This is a genomic window from Longivirga aurantiaca (genome assembly GCF_042660085.1).
Classification (GTDB): domain Bacteria; phylum Actinomycetota; class Actinomycetes; order S36-B12; family CAIYMF01; genus Longivirga; species Longivirga aurantiaca.
The window spans coordinates 405,495-419,044 of the sequence record NZ_JBHSTI010000002.1 but is presented as its reverse complement, the minus strand read 5'-3'; the positions used below and the strand labels follow the sequence as shown (position 1 = coordinate 419,044).

Sequence of the window (13,550 nt, the reverse complement as noted above, 5' to 3'; positions counted from 1 at the left end):
GGCTGCCGGACGTTGCCGTCGTCCTGCCGCCATCCCTCGACCTCCGCCGTCCCTATGTCCTGGCGACCCGCGCCCGGACCGGTCAGACGCGGACGGCCCGTGACCCCGACGAGCGGAGCACGGGCCGTCGAGCGGGGAGCCCCGCGGGCGTCAGTAGGCGCGGGACGTGTCGGCGGCCGACGCACCGCCGAGGGTCTCGGCGAACTCATCGGCGGTCATCGGCTTGGAGAACATGGGGTAGTCGTAGGTGATGGCGTTCGTGTGCTCCTCGGCGCTCGTGGCCCCGACGCAGTCGGTGAGGGTGATGACCTCGAACCCCTTCTCGTACGCCGACCGCATGGTCGACTCGACGCAGCAGTTCGTCAGGAACCCGCTGAGCGCCACCGTCTCGATCCCCTTGCTGCGCAGGATGAAGTCGAGGTTGGTGCTGGCGAACGCGTCGAGCCCGCGCTTGCCCTCCAGCACGATGTCGCCCGGCTGGGGCGAGACCTCGCCGACGAAGTCCGCCCCCCAGCTGCCCTTGACGAAGGCGTTCGTGTCGACGACCCCCTTGAGGATCCCGTACGGGTTCCGGGTGATCTCGCCGTAGCCCTCGGCGAACTGGATGGGGGCGTGGATGATCGTGACCCCCGCGGCCCGGGCGGCGGCCACGGCGTCCTGGGTGTGGCCGATCATGCCCGTCGACTCCATCGAGTCCTTGACGGCGCCGTGCAGGGCGCCGCCCTCGCTGGCGAAGTCGTTCTGGTACTCCACGAGCACGACTGCGGTCTTGTGCGGGTCCATCGGTTCCTCCAGGTGGTCACGGGTCCGGCTGCTGGAGTGTGGCAGCGCGGGCGCGCGAGCGGGAGGGTTCGCGCCGGCCGTTCAGTCCCAGAACTGCTCGGCGACCTGATCGGCCCCGGTGGCCGGGCGCAGATGCTCGAGCGCGACGTCGTGGTGCTCGACGGCCAGGCGGGCGTGCAGCCGCTCGGATGCCGGAACCGCGAGGGACAAGCCGTCGTCGGTCGCGAGCAGCACCCGACCGTCGCCGCTGCCGATACCGGTGATCTCGTGCCACTGGTGGGACGTCAGGTCGAAGACGCTGTCGCCGACGGCGAACTCGGCGGGGAAGAGCGTCACGACGTCGGTGCGCATGAGGGTGGATCCTCCGTGTCCTCGCGAGGCGGCGACCCGGTCGGGCCGGTGGGAGCCCCGCTGCCTCGATCCTTCTCCCCCGCTCGGCGACGTCGACGGGCCCGGGTCCAGAAGCGTGACGGGGCAGACAGGCCGACCTGCGTGCATCGCCCTCGGACGCGTGCTCGTTTCCCCTCCGCGCGTGGAACGGGCAGCATGGGCAGCCCATGACGCCCACCCTCGCCGAGCTGATGCCCGAGCCTCCGGACGAGGACTCGCTGTACGCCGCGTTCAGCACCTGGACCGAGGCGCAGGGCATCGCGATGTACCCCGCGCAGCAGGACGCCGTCCTCGAGCTCGTCACCGGTGCCAACGTCATCCTCGCGACGCCCACCGGCAGCGGGAAGAGCCTCGTCGCGACCGCGGCGCACTTCATCGCGCTCGCAGGCGGGCGCCGCAGCTTCTACACCGCGCCGATCAAGGCGCTGGTGTCGGAGAAGTTCTTCGCGCTCTGCGACACGTTCGGCGCGGAGAACGTCGGCATGCTCACCGGCGACGCGAGCGTGAACCCGGAGGCGCCGATCATCTGCTGCACCGCCGAGGTGCTGGCCAACATGGCCCTGCGGCAGGGCCGGAACGCCGACGTCGGTCTCGTGATCATGGACGAGTTCCACTTCTACGCCGAGCCCGATCGCGGCTGGGCGTGGCAGGTGCCGCTGCTCGAGCTGCCGCAGGCGCAGTTCCTGCTGCTGTCGGCGACCCTCGGCGACGTCTCGTTCTTCACCCAGGACCTCACCGCGCGCACCGGCCGGCCGACCGCGCTCGTGAGCTCGGGCGAGCGGCCGGTGCCTCTCTACTACTCCTACGTCCTGACGCCGCTGCAAGAGACGATCGAGGAGCTGCTCGCGGGCGGCCAGGCCCCGATCTACGTCGTCCACTTCACGCAGGACTCCGCGCTCGAGCGCGCGCAGGCGCTCATGAGCATCAACGTCTGCACCCGCGAGGAGAAGGACAGGATCGCCGAGCTCATCGGCGATTTCCGCTTCACCGCGGGCTTCGGCCGCACGCTGTCGCGCCTCGTCCGCCACGGCATCGGCGTTCACCACGCGGGCATGCTGCCGAAGTACCGCCGCCTCGTGGAGACCCTCGCCCAGGCGGGTCTGCTGAAGATCATCTGCGGCACCGACACCCTCGGCGTCGGTATCAACGTGCCGATCCGCACGGTGGTCTTCACGGGCCTCAGCAAGTACGACGGCGTGCGCCAGCGGCACCTCAAGGTGCGCGAGTTCCACCAGATCGCAGGCCGTGCCGGACGTGCCGGGTTCGACGAGGCGGGCGGCGTCGTCGTCCAGGCGCCCGAGCACGTGATCGCGAACGAGAAGGCGCTCGCCAAGGCCGGCGACGATCCGCGCAAGCGCCGGCAGGTCGTGCGCAAGAAGCCGGCCGAGGGCTTCGTGTCGTGGGGCGAGCCGACGTACGACCGGCTCGTCGGCTCCGAGCCCGAGACGCTCACCTCGCAGTTCAGCGTCACGCACTCGACCCTGCTCAACGTGATCGCGCGCCCGGGCGACCCCGTCGAGGCGATGCGCAAGCTCCTGCTCGAGAACCACGACGACGAGCGCACCAAGCGCCAGCACGTGCGCCGCGCGATCGCGATCTACCGAGCGTTGCTCGCGGGCGGCGTGATCGAGCGGCTCGACGAGCCCGACGAGGACGGCCGCACGATCCGCCTCACCATCGACCTGCCCGACAACTTCGCCCTCAACCAGCCGCTGTCGCCCATGGCGCTCGGGGCGCTCGAGCTGCTGGACAAGGAGGCTCCGACGTACGCGCTCGACGTCGTCTCGGTGATCGAGTCGGTGCTCGACAACCCGCGCCAGGTGATCTACGCCCAGATCAACAAGGCGCGCGGCGAGGCCGTCGCGGCGATGAAGGCCGAGGGCATCGAGTACGAGGAGCGGATGGAGCTGCTGTCAGACGTCACGCACCCGAAGCCGCTCGCCGAGCTGCTCGACGCGGCGTACGAGATCTACAAGCGCGGCCACCCGTGGGTCGCCGACTACGAGCTGCGGCCGAAGTCGGTCGTGCGCGACATGTTCGAGCGCGCGATGAACTTCGTGGAGTACGTCGGCTACTACCAGCTCACGAGGTCCGAGGGCCTCGTGCTGCGCTACCTCGCCGACGCGTACCGCACGCTGAAGCGCACGGTGCCCGACGCCGCCCGCACCGAGGAGCTCGACGACATCGTCGAGTGGCTCGGCGAGCTCGTGCGCCAGGTCGACTCCAGCCTGCTCGACGAGTGGGAGCAGCTGCGCTCGGGCACGGACGACGACGGCGCCGGCATCGCGCCGACGCCGGCCGGGCCGCCGCGTGTCACCGCCAACACGCGCGCCTTCCGCGTGCTCGTGCGCAACGCGATGTTCCGCAGGGTCGAGCTGGCAGCGCGTCGCGACTGGTGGGCGCTCGGCGACCTCGACGCCGCCGACGGATGGGACGCCGACGCCTGGCGCGAGGCGCTCGAGCCGTACTTCGAGGAGCACACCGACATCGGCACCGGCCCGGACGCCCGCGGCCCGCAGCGGCTCATCGTGGAGGAGCAGCCCGGGCACTGGCTCGTGCGGCAGATCCTCGACGACCCTGCCGGCGACCACGACTGGGGCTTCTCCGCCGATGTCGACCTCGCGGCGTCGGACGAGGCGGGCGAGGCCGTCCTCACCCTCACCGACGTCGGCCAGCTCTGACCGACACGCGCCTGACCGAGGTCGCCTCACATACCGAAGTGCCAGAAAACCCTTGTGGTTTCTGGCACTTCGGTGGGTGAGACGGGTCCCTGTGCGGGTCACTCGCCCTGAGACGTCCGCTCCGTTGCGCCCCGCAGGTCGATGGTCGACGCCCGGCGTGCCTTCTCGTCGTAGAGCAGCACGTCGGCGCGCGCCATCGCGGCGTCGAGGTCCTCGTCGGGGTCCCAGTCGACGATTCCGGACGACCAGGGGAACGGGTGCGCCTCGCGCAGGCGCTCGACAGCCGACTCCGCAGCGCGCGCATCGGTGTTGGGCAGCACGACCAGGAACTCGTCGCCACCTGACCGGCCGAAGACGTCGCCGGCCCGCAGCTGCGCCGTCCACGCATCGACGAGAGCCACGAGCAGCTCGTCGCCGGCCGCGTGGCCGCGCGAGTCGTTGACCGCCTTGAACCCGTCGAGGTCGATCGCCACGACGGCGGTCGGGGTCCCCACCCGGACGGTGACGGAGTGGACCGCGTCGGCCTCGGCGACCAGGCCGCGGCGGTTGAGCGCGCCGGTCAGCGGGTCGTGCACAGCGGCCTCGGCCGCGACGTCGACGAGAGCACGCAGCTCGGCCATCAGGGCAGACACGACGAGCGGCACCACCACGATGGCCGTCCCCATGACCCACACGTAGAGCGCGCCCACGGTGACGTCGTTCAGGGCGACGCCGAGCACGAGACCGGCGAGGCCCGCGACGATCCCCACGGCGAGCCTGCGCGTGGGCACGAACGTCGCGGCGACAGCGAGGAGCATCAGCAGCACGACCCCGACGGCGACCACGCCCTCGGGCGTGGCACGCGTGGCCATCGCGACCGTGAGCAGCGCCGCGGCGACAGCCGTCGACGTCTCGAGCACCGCGCGCCGTCCGCCCGGCGGGAAGGCCAGGCACACGACGCCCAACGCTGCCAGGACTCCGGCGACCACGCGGTCGAAGACGACCGGCGCGCCAGGGGGACCCGCGATCGACCAGATGAGCGAGTCGACCGCGATGAGCATCAGCACGGCACCGAGCACCGCGCCCGGGCGACGCAGCAGCAGGCCGCGCTCCACCATCACGGAACCCACCTCCGCCCCACCCCGTGCGCCGACCCCGGATTCCACCATGGCACGTCGCACGGGCCCCTGCCGATCGTCCGACCGGTCCGCACCGGCGTGTCCGACCGAACTACCTCGAGGAAGGGCCGCGGGCGAGCGGCGTCGCCGAAGGCTCATGGCTCGGCACCCTGCGTCACCGGCGCCGGCCCTCGTCCGCGCGTGGCCGGGTCGTTCGCCGGCTCCTGCGCAGCCGGGCGGCGCGTACAGTCGAGGGCATGTCCGAACGCATGCTCGAGATCGCGCGCGACGCCGACGGGCGATTCCTCGCCACCGTCGACGAGCGCCGCGCACCTGTGGTCATCGACGACTGGGACGACGTACGCCGCCTGCGGAACAAGACCTACCTCGTCGACCACTGGTCCGACGACGACCTCGCCGCGTTCATCGCCCTGCACGGCCACCCGTTCGATCAGTGGTGGAGCGAGCTGTCCGCAGCATGCGCCGACGCGCTCGTCGCCAACCCAGGCGGGCAGGTTCCGTCCGAGCACCAGGACGAGGTGAAGCGCACCCTCAACCGTCAGCCGCGCCAGGCCGGTCTCGGCCTCGACGGCTCGTCCCTCTCCCCCGCGCTGCGCGCCTACGTCGAGGCCAAGTCCGCCTGACGCTCCGGGCTCAGCGGGCGGGCACGCCCCAGAGCACGGCCACCGACTCGCCCACGACGCGTACGGCGACCAGCGCGCCCAGCTCTGCCTGGCCGGCGCCGCCGAGGGGGACGCCCGTGCGGACCCGTGCCGGGAACGGCAGGCGCCCGTCGACGTCGACGAGCAGGTCGATCTCCGCGACCGGGTGGCGCCCGACGCGCAGGCAGGTGTCGACGACGCGGAGCACCGTCGCGCACCCGGACCTCGCCGACGCGTCGGTCGCAACGGCTGTGGCGGACTGCATCGCGACGCGCGCGGCCCGCATCGACCCGCGCCCAGACTGCGCCTGCGCCTTCGCCACAGGGTCGTGCTGGGCGCGGATCTCGTTCGCCTGCCGGTTGAGGGTGAGCAGGTCGTTGAGGAAGCCCATCAGACCGACACCGACCGGTAGAGGTTGCCGAAGTGCACGGCGAGCGGCATGTCGCCGCGCATGCGCTCGTTCCACTGGAACGACGCCGAGTCCCACGCCTGCTCGCGGATGCCGAGGCCGGCGGCGTACCCGACGAGGGAGGCACGGTCGACGCCGGCCGCGGCCACCTTCGCGATCCGCGCGTACATATCAATGCTGACGCCCTCGATCGGCACCAGGCGGAGGTCGGCGGGGTCGATCGCCGCGGCGGTCGGCATCCCCATCACCGGTGCGCTACCGGCCGTGACGGCGCCGTACCGCTGGGCAGCGGCCTGCAGCGGCTGCGCCTCCGCGATCATCTCCGGCGCTGCGGCGACGAATCCCTTGAGATCCTTCATCTGCTGGAACAGACCCATGACTGCACTTCCTCCGTCCGTGACGTGGCGGTCGCCGCGTGCCTGGGACGACTTCATCGCAGCCGGCGCACAAGGGCCTGAGTAGCACCCACTCGCTCCCGTACGCCGCCTTGCTGGGGAGAGCAGCGATACGCCTCCACCGCGGTGTTCCGCTCGACGCGGATCGGCCGGGTCGGACGCGGCTGCGAGCAGGGGCCTGACGACAAAGGAGGGCCGCCGGTCCACGACCGGCCGCCCTCCCTTGGTGCGGCGTTTCTTGCCGCGACGCCGTCCGAGCTAGTCGGTCTCGGCGGTGGGCCGCGATCCCCGTGCGTCGACGACCTCGACCGGCTCGTCGTGGTACGGCGACGTAGGAGTCTCCCAGTAGTGGTCGTCGAGACCCTTGAGCTCCTCGTGCTCCTCCACCCGGAGGCCGATCGTCTTCTCGAGGCCGACGATCACGATGAGGCCCGTAACGGCGGCGAACGCCACCGTGAGGACGACGCCCAGCGCCTGCATCCCGAGGCTGATCGTCGCGCCCTGAAAGACGTACTCGCCCTCGAGCCCGAAGAATCCGCCAGTCTTCATGCCGGCCCCGACCACGCCCGCGGCGAGCGCGCCGAAGATGCCGCCCCCGAGGGCCAGCGGCACGATCTTCTTGTCGTCGATGCGCAACCGGTGGAGCAGCTTGTAGGTGCCGAAGACGACGAACGTCCCGACGAACGACACCACGAAGGTCTGCCACGGCTTGGCGATGTCGAGGCACGCGCCGGCGCTGATGTAGCCGGCGGCCACACCGATCAGCGCGAAGAGCGGGTTCTTGGTGCGGTACGCGATCAGCGCACCCGCGAGCCCGCCGCCGATGTAGCTCACGAAGACGTTGAGCATGGCGATGCCGAACCCGCTGGTGGTCATCGAGATGCCGAAGTAGCCAAGATCACCGATCCAGTAGCCGCAGCCGAGGAAGGCGAACGGCGCAGCGAACATGAGCAGCGCGATGCCGAGCCCGGAGAACCCGAAGTTGTGCGGGATCGGACCCATCGTCCTGTCGTGAGGTGCGAAGGCTCCGAGCCGGGGACCGGCCCGCCAGGCCAGGATCAGCGCCCACACCCCGACGACGATGTACAGGGAGTAGACCCCGATGTAGTCGTGGAGTCCGTTGTTCGTCAACGGGCTCAGCGACCCCCACGTGAAGTAGAGCGCGATGGGGATCACCAGACCGCCGGCGATGGCCCCCATCACGTACATCGGCGCAGCCTTGACGCGCTCGAGGCCCGCGGAGTGGATCAGCACGGCCCCGACTGCGGCATAGGCCATGAAGAAGGCCATGAAGATCTGGAAGACGTCGGCCTCAGGCGCCACGGCGGGGTCGAGCTGCTGGGAGAACGTCTGGGCGTTCGTCCCGAGCGCCCACCAGTCCTTGATGGCCGAGGAGATCGGGTTCGGGACCCCGAACGCTTCGTAGAACTGCACCTGCCAGATCGCATAGCCGATGAGCCACATGCACCCGGCGCCGATTAGGGCCACGACGATCTTCTGCACCCAGTTGTCGAGGGTGTTCTTGCGGCGGACCAGCCCCCCGTCGATCAGGCCCACCGCTCCCACGATGAGGATCAGGCACACGGTGGCGACTCCGTAGAAGAAGTCGAGCAGGAACAGGTGATCAGTCACCTGGTCCGGGAAGAACGGGGCTTCCATAGGGGCTCCTCGCGGTCTGGCCCGGATCTTCGTCCGGACGCCGAGCGCTGCCTTCCGATGTGCGGTGCAGCGAGTGGAACCGATTATGATGAACAGGTCCAGTACGTCAATACCTTCAGCATTTTCAAGAGGAAATGCTGTCGTACTGATAGTAGAAACGTAACAAGCTTGCGAGAAACCACACGCGGGACTAGAACGTGCGGGCGTTCCAGCGCACCCTCATGAACCAGCAGGTCGGCGGGAGGGCCGCACGCGCTCCGCGACGCCGGGGCCCGCGACCGCGAAGCCGACGTCCTAGCCGGCCCGAGCCGCGAGCGCCGTGATCCGCGCGCCCACCGAGTCTGGGCGGGCACGCACCGCCGTCCGGCGATCGGCGTCTGCGCGCCAGGCCTCGCCGCCACCCCCGCGCAGCCGTGCCAGGTGCTGGCTCGGCACTCCGAACAGCGCAGCCAGCCGGAGCAGGCTCCGGGCCGAGGGTCGGCCAGCGCCGGACTCCCACTTGCCGACGGTGCGCGGATCGACCCCGACGCATCGGCCGAGCTGGGCGCGCGACAGGCCTGACGACTCGCGCAGATCCCGTAGGACCGCGGGGAGATCCCCGGGCCCGCACCTCGTCACGTCGGGCCGCGTCGGCTCCTTGACACCCAGAGCCGAGCAGAGGCTCTCGACGTCCCATCGCAGGGCCCGCGCGAGGGGTGCATGCCAGGACCTGCCCGGACGTGCCCCCGCCTCCCACGCGGAGATGGTGGTCTGGCTGGCTCCCAGGTGACGGCCCAGCTGACGTTGGGTGATCCCGAGCTGCTGCCGCCTCGCCGCCAGCGCCGAGACAGGCGGTGCCGGGGCGGTGCGAAGCGGTCGGCGCAGCTCCGGGAGATTCGGCCACAGGTCCTGGCCGACGAGAGCGCTCAGGCCGTCGATGACAACCACCGGGACTGGACGAGCACCCCGCACCCAGTCCCGCAAGGCCGCATCGCTCACTCCCAGAACGCAGGCCGCAGCCTGCTCGTCGACACCACGAGCGGCCAGGAGCAGCGCCAAGCCCGGCAGCCTGCCGGCGAACTGCCGGCGGTGCGGGCGGTAGGCCTCGAACAGTGAGACCGCCGTCTGCGGAGGCATGCCGAGCGCCTGCGCGATCCGCAGCACGTCAAGACGATGCGGTGTGCGTTCGCCGCTCTCCCATCGGGACAGCGTCGCCTGGCCGATCGAGAGCCGTCGCGCCAGCTCTGCCTGGCTGATGCCCCGGTCGAGGCGGGCCAGCACCAGCGGGGTGGCGTCGCTGCTCTCGGTGCTGGACGCACGGCGAATCGGATCGGGGCCGGCAGCTGCGCGCAGCACCGCCCGGTCCACCGACCACAGCGCCGCCAGCCGGGCCAGGACCTGGGGGGAGGGAACCGTCCCACGCTCCCAGCGGCCCACCGCGCCGGAGGACACCCCCAGCAGACCCGCTGCGGCACTCTGGGTGAGCCCCTCGTTCGCGCGCCATGAGGCGAGCAACGACGCCAGGCTGGCGCATCCGTCCTCTGCCGCGGCATCGACGCGCCACCGGCGCGCGGCGGTCGGCAGTGCGGCGGACGCCGGTACGCCGAGGCGACGGCCCAGCAGGAGCCGCGCGGCATCGGGGATCTCCTCCGTCCCCGACTCCCACGCGAGGTACTCCGCGGTGCTCGCGCCGAGACTGCGAGCGGCGTCGTGCGGAGCCCAGCCGCGACCGAGGCGCCAGGCACGGAGGACGTCGACCGGCTCCCGGCCGAGGACGCCATCCGCAGGCGGCGTCGGAGTCAACTCCCCGCACCCCGCAGCAGAGGCAGCACGTCGGCGCTGAACTGCTTCAGGAACCGACGCTGGTCGTGCCCCGGCGCATGGATGACGAGGTCCTGGAACCCCAGGTCGAGGTACGGCTTGATGCGAGCCGCCACCTCTTCGGGATCGTTCGACACGATGAAGCGGGTGTGCGCGTTGGCGATGTTGGCGTCCGCGACCCGCTCCATCTCCAGCGGATCCTCGATGCCCGTCTTCTGCTCGCTCGAGAGCGAGAGCGCAGCCCAGAACCCGCACGCTTCGTATGCGTAGTCCAGATCATGGTCGTACGAGACCTTGACCTCGATCATCCGCCGGATGTCGCTGACGTCGCGCCCAGCCTCGGTCGCACCGGCAGCGACGTTCTCCAGCAACGTCTCGTACAGCTCGGGGGCCTTGCCGCTCGTGCAGATGAAGCCGTCACCCGTCCGACCGGCGAGCTTGGCTGCCAGCGGTCCGGATGCCGCGAAGAACACCGGGATCGGCGTCTCCGGCCGGTCGTACACCGTGGCCTTCTCCGTGCGGTAGTACTCGCCTTCGAAGTCCACCCGCTCCTCCGACCACAACCGCCGCATGAGCTCGACCGCCTCGGCCATGCGCAGCCGCCTCTCCTTGGGCGCCGGGAACTCCGCACCCGTCGCCGGCACCTCGTTCATCGCCTCGCCCGTCCCGATCCCGAGGAAGATGCGACCCGGTGCGAGCGAGTTCAACGTCGCGAACGACTGGGCGACGATCGAGGGGTGGTACCGGAGCATCGGCGTCATCACGCTCGTGCCGAGGGCGACGCGACTCGTCGCCTGGGTCATCGCGCCGAGCCACGGGATCACCGCCGGCGAGTGACCGCCGTTGTGCCGCCACGGCTGGAAGTGGTCCGACACCCCCACCACGTCGAAGCCCGACTCCTCCGCCACCACGGAGACCTGGAGCAGCTCCCTCGGGTCGAACTGCTCGGCAGAGGCCTTGTACCCGATGCGGATCGTCATGCGGTGCTCCTCGAGGTCTCGTGGACGGTCGCCGCCTGCCCGCGCCCCGTCGTCGCGACGGGACCGAGGGCCGGATACGAATACCGTAATCGTTTCGACCTCTATGCTAGAGTCGATTCACGCTGTCTTTCAAGCCGTAGCGGCCTAGTCGGGCAGGAAAGCACGAAACGATTACTCTCGGAGGTACGGTGGACGAGCACAGGGTCCTCGAGCAGTTCATCGACGCCTGGGCCAGGCGCGACGTGGACGCGCTCATGGAGCTCATGACCGAGACCTGCGTCTTCCGCTCCTCGATCGGCCCCGAGCCCGGGACGACGTTCACCGGCGCTGCGGCCGTGCGCGGGGCCTACGCCAGACTGCTCGACCCCGCGAACCCTCCGGCAGGCACCACCGAGCAGCTGGAGATCACCACCGGCGACAGCTTCGGCGTCGTCCGGTGGACCGCGCGCGACTCGGCCCCGGACGGCCGTCCCGTCATCACGAGAGCCGTCGACGTGTTCGAGTTCGAAGGAGACCGCATCGCGGTCAAGGACACCTACCGCAAGGTGCTGGGCGACGCCCCCTGATCGATCACCTCAGCGGGTAGCGCCGCCGGAGGCGGAGGGCTCATCGTGGCCCGCGACCATGGAGTCGACCCTCGACCAGAACGCGTCTGCGTCCACCTCGGTCACCATCGTCACTGACCTGCGAACCGGCGCGGAGTCCGGATGGATCACCAGCTTCCCGCGCAGGCTGTCGTCGAGTGCGACGCTCGCATGGACGGTCTCCGACCGTGTCACGATGGCTGGATCCAGCGCCACCGCCATCGCGAGGGGATCGGGGAGGTCGGCGCTGCCGCGCAGGCCGCGGTCGCTGTACCAGCGCACCGCCCCGCGCGTGACGGCGATGGCGAAGTCGGCGCGCGGTGACGCCAGCGAATGCCAACGATCGAGCCGGTCGCTCGAGAGTCCGGTGAAGTCCCGCGCGGCGTCACAGCCGATGAAGGTCAACGGGATCCCGGAATCCAGCACGAGGGCGGCGGCCTCAGGGTCGCACCAGAGGTTGTACTCCGCCTGCTGCGTGATGTTGCCCCGGCCGAGGGTGCCGGCCATGCAGTAGATGGCCCGGTACTTCCCTAGACATGCCGGGTCGCGCTCGAGGGCTCTGGCGAGGTTCGTGAAGGGACCGAGCGTCACGAGGGTGACGGCGCCGGGGTCACGGGTGGGGATGTCGACGAGGACGTCGACCGCGTCCGGGTCACGCGGCACCCGCCGAGGAGCGGGGAGCTGCGAGTCGCCCATCCCGTCAGGACCGTGAACGTGCTGGGCAGTCTGGAGCGGGCGGGCGAGCGGTCGCGTCTCACCGACGTAGACCGGGACGTCGACGCCCCAGAACTCGAGAGCGGACAGGGCGTTCCTGCTGCCGAGCTCCACGGGGACGTTGCCGGCGACGATCGTGACCGCCTCGATAGTCACGTCTGCCGCTGACGCGAGCATCAGCGCGACGGCGTCGTCGCTCGCCGTGTCGGTGTCGATCACGAGCCTCATCGCGGGGGTCACCCCGGTCGGACGGCGCGACGACGGCGCAGCCCCAGAGCCATGGCTGGGAACAGTCGGGCCCGCGCTGGCGACGCAGTGGCGGCACCACGCACGGCCAGGAGGGCCAGTCCCAGGCCGGGCATGGCCGGACGGACGGCCACGAGGGGAGGGTGGCTGCTGCGACCTACGTGGCGAGCTGCATCCGCCGGGTCAGTAGACATGGTTGTGGCCTCGGAAGACCGCGCTCACCGATCCGCACGTGAAGATCTGCACCATCGACTCGGCGAGCACGTCGGCGCACGAGATGATCTCGACGTTCGGCGGAACGCCGGGCGGTGCGGCGATCGTGTCGGTCACGAAGAACCGCTCGACGCCCGACGAGGCGATGTTCTCGTACGCCTTGCCGCTGAAGACCCCGTGCGTGGCAACCACATGGACGCGGTTGGCCCCCGCACCGAGCACCGCGTCTGCCGCCGCCCGGATGGTGCCGGCAGTGTCGATGATGTCGTCGACCACGATCGCGGTCTTGCCTTCGACGTCTCCGATGACGTAACCGATCTCGGCCTGCTGCTGGGCCGGCCGCTGCTTGTCCAGGATGGCGAAGCCTGCACCCACCATGGTCGCGAACGCCCGTGCATGCTTGCCGCGACCAGCATCCGGGGCGACCACCACGAGGTCGTCCTGGAGCTGCAGCTGCAGGATGTGGTCGCTGAGCGCCAACGAGGCAGTCATGTGATCCACCGGGATCTGGAACATCCCCTGGATCTGTGGTGCGTGCAGATCCATCGTCAGCACGCGGTCGGCGCCTGAGGCTTCCAGGATCCGCGCCATCAGGCGGGCGCTGATCGGTTCGCGGGCTGCGCTCTTCTTGTCCTGGCGCGAGTAGCCGAACCATGGGACGACCGCGGTCACCCTGTGCGCGCTGGCACCCTTCGCTGCATCGATCATCACGAGCAGCTCTGCCAGAGCATCGTTCGTCCCGATGCCCGACTCGGCGTTCGCGCTCAGCGACTGGATGAGGAAGACGTCCGAGCCGCGGATCGACTCCTCGTATCGGCAGTAGACCTCCCCGCCGGAGAACGAGCGCAGCGTCACGGGGCTGAGACCGACACCGAGACGGACCCCGATCTCCTCCGCCAGCCGGGGGTTCGACCGCCCTCCGAAGATCTTCATGTCG

13 protein-coding genes are annotated in these 13,550 nt (G+C 70.4%); 3 read left to right on the top strand and 10 right to left on the bottom strand.

Annotated elements, in window-relative coordinates; all coding sequences use genetic code 11:
- Positions 1-150 precede the first annotated feature (150 nt).
- Together ACFQGU_RS02230 and ACFQGU_RS02225 are read right to left on the bottom strand one after the other, a co-directional pair.
- Positions 151-783, bottom strand: coding sequence for a cysteine hydrolase (locus ACFQGU_RS02230; protein ID WP_386763718.1), 633 nt, complete (start codon positions 781-783; stop codon positions 151-153).
- A gap of 81 nt (positions 784-864) precedes the next feature.
- Positions 865-1,134, bottom strand: a complete 270-nt coding sequence (locus ACFQGU_RS02225) for a hypothetical protein (protein ID WP_386763717.1) — start codon at positions 1,132-1,134, stop codon at positions 865-867.
- Between the two features lie 206 nt (positions 1,135-1,340).
- On the opposite strand from ACFQGU_RS02225, the gene ACFQGU_RS02220 reads away from it, so the two are divergent.
- Complete coding sequence (locus tag ACFQGU_RS02220) at positions 1,341-3,854, top strand: DEAD/DEAH box helicase (RefSeq protein WP_386763716.1); 2,514 nt, start codon at positions 1,341-1,343, stop codon at positions 3,852-3,854.
- A 98-nt stretch (positions 3,855-3,952) separates the two neighbouring features.
- Here the strand turns inward: ACFQGU_RS02220 and ACFQGU_RS02215 are convergent, their stop codons facing one another.
- Positions 3,953-4,951, bottom strand: a complete 999-nt coding sequence (locus ACFQGU_RS02215; RefSeq protein WP_386763949.1) for a GGDEF domain-containing protein — start codon at positions 4,949-4,951, stop codon at positions 3,953-3,955.
- Between the two features lie 257 nt (positions 4,952-5,208).
- Between ACFQGU_RS02215 and ACFQGU_RS02210 the strand changes: the two genes are divergently transcribed.
- Positions 5,209-5,595: a hypothetical protein gene (locus ACFQGU_RS02210; RefSeq protein ID WP_386763715.1), complete on the top strand. Its 387-nt coding sequence runs from the start codon at positions 5,209-5,211 to the stop codon at positions 5,593-5,595.
- A gap of 10 nt (positions 5,596-5,605) precedes the next feature.
- Here the strand turns inward: ACFQGU_RS02210 and ACFQGU_RS02205 are convergent, their stop codons facing one another.
- The 5 genes from ACFQGU_RS02205 to fgd all read right to left on the bottom strand — a co-directional run bounded on the left by ACFQGU_RS02205 (position 5,606) and on the right by fgd (position 10,856).
- Positions 5,606-6,004, bottom strand: coding sequence for a hypothetical protein (locus ACFQGU_RS02205; protein WP_386763714.1), 399 nt, complete (start codon positions 6,002-6,004; stop codon positions 5,606-5,608).
- Complete coding sequence (locus tag ACFQGU_RS02200; protein WP_386763713.1) at positions 6,004-6,399, bottom strand: hypothetical protein; 396 nt, start codon at positions 6,397-6,399, stop codon at positions 6,004-6,006. The genes ACFQGU_RS02205 and ACFQGU_RS02200 overlap by 1 nt, the downstream gene beginning before the upstream one ends.
- A 276-nt stretch (positions 6,400-6,675) precedes the next feature.
- Complete coding sequence (locus ACFQGU_RS02195; RefSeq protein WP_386763712.1) at positions 6,676-8,076, bottom strand: ammonium transporter; 1,401 nt, start codon at positions 8,074-8,076, stop codon at positions 6,676-6,678.
- 294 nt (positions 8,077-8,370) lie between these two features.
- Positions 8,371-9,858 (bottom strand): helix-turn-helix domain-containing protein, encoded by a 1,488-nt coding sequence (locus ACFQGU_RS02190; RefSeq protein WP_386763711.1) that lies wholly within the window; start codon positions 9,856-9,858, stop codon positions 8,371-8,373.
- The gene (gene fgd, locus ACFQGU_RS02185) at positions 9,855-10,856 is read right to left on the bottom strand and encodes a glucose-6-phosphate dehydrogenase (coenzyme-F420) (protein WP_386763710.1); all 1,002 of its coding nucleotides are present in this window, start codon (positions 10,854-10,856) and stop codon (positions 9,855-9,857) included. The genes ACFQGU_RS02190 and fgd overlap by 4 nt, the downstream gene beginning before the upstream one ends.
- A 188-nt stretch (positions 10,857-11,044) precedes the next feature.
- Here fgd and ACFQGU_RS02180 point away from each other — a divergent pair, with 188 nt between their 5' ends.
- The gene (locus tag ACFQGU_RS02180) at positions 11,045-11,422 is read left to right on the top strand and encodes a nuclear transport factor 2 family protein (RefSeq protein WP_386763709.1); all 378 of its coding nucleotides are present in this window, start codon (positions 11,045-11,047) and stop codon (positions 11,420-11,422) included.
- 9 nt (positions 11,423-11,431) lie between these two features.
- Here the strand turns inward: ACFQGU_RS02180 and ACFQGU_RS02175 are convergent, their stop codons facing one another.
- Positions 11,432-12,373 (bottom strand): nucleoside hydrolase, encoded by a 942-nt coding sequence (locus tag ACFQGU_RS02175; protein WP_386763708.1) that lies wholly within the window; start codon positions 12,371-12,373, stop codon positions 11,432-11,434.
- Positions 12,374-12,583: 210 nt separating this feature from the next.
- Positions 12,584-13,546 carry a ribose-phosphate diphosphokinase gene (locus ACFQGU_RS02170; RefSeq protein WP_386763948.1) on the bottom strand — a complete coding sequence of 321 codons (963 nt, stop codon included), beginning with the start codon at positions 13,544-13,546 and terminating at the stop codon, positions 12,584-12,586.
- Positions 13,547-13,550 lie beyond the last annotated feature (4 nt).

What these genes read in the sequence shown, in the direction of transcription:
- ACFQGU_RS02210 (WP_386763715.1), top strand. Translation starts at nt 5,209, where the DNA reads ATGTCCGAACGCATGCTCGAGATCGCGCGCGACGCCGACGGGCGATTC.
- ACFQGU_RS02220 (WP_386763716.1), top strand. Translation starts at nt 1,341, where the DNA reads ATGACGCCCACCCTCGCCGAGCTGATGCCCGAGCCTCCGGACGAGGAC.
- ACFQGU_RS02225 (WP_386763717.1), bottom strand. Translation starts at nt 1,134, where the DNA reads ATGCGCACCGACGTCGTGACGCTCTTCCCCGCCGAGTTCGCCGTCGGC.
- ACFQGU_RS02170 (WP_386763948.1), bottom strand. Translation starts at nt 13,546, where the DNA reads ATGAAGATCTTCGGAGGGCGGTCGAACCCCCGGCTGGCGGAGGAGATC.
- ACFQGU_RS02205 (WP_386763714.1), bottom strand. Translation starts at nt 6,004, where the DNA reads ATGGGCTTCCTCAACGACCTGCTCACCCTCAACCGGCAGGCGAACGAG.
- fgd (WP_386763710.1), bottom strand. Translation starts at nt 10,856, where the DNA reads ATGACGATCCGCATCGGGTACAAGGCCTCTGCCGAGCAGTTCGACCCG.
- ACFQGU_RS02215 (WP_386763949.1), bottom strand. Translation starts at nt 4,951, where the DNA reads ATGGTGGAGCGCGGCCTGCTGCTGCGTCGCCCGGGCGCGGTGCTCGGT.
- ACFQGU_RS02200 (WP_386763713.1), bottom strand. Translation starts at nt 6,399, where the DNA reads ATGGGTCTGTTCCAGCAGATGAAGGATCTCAAGGGATTCGTCGCCGCA.
- ACFQGU_RS02230 (WP_386763718.1), bottom strand. Translation starts at nt 783, where the DNA reads ATGGACCCGCACAAGACCGCAGTCGTGCTCGTGGAGTACCAGAACGAC.
- ACFQGU_RS02195 (WP_386763712.1), bottom strand. Translation starts at nt 8,076, where the DNA reads ATGGAAGCCCCGTTCTTCCCGGACCAGGTGACTGATCACCTGTTCCTG.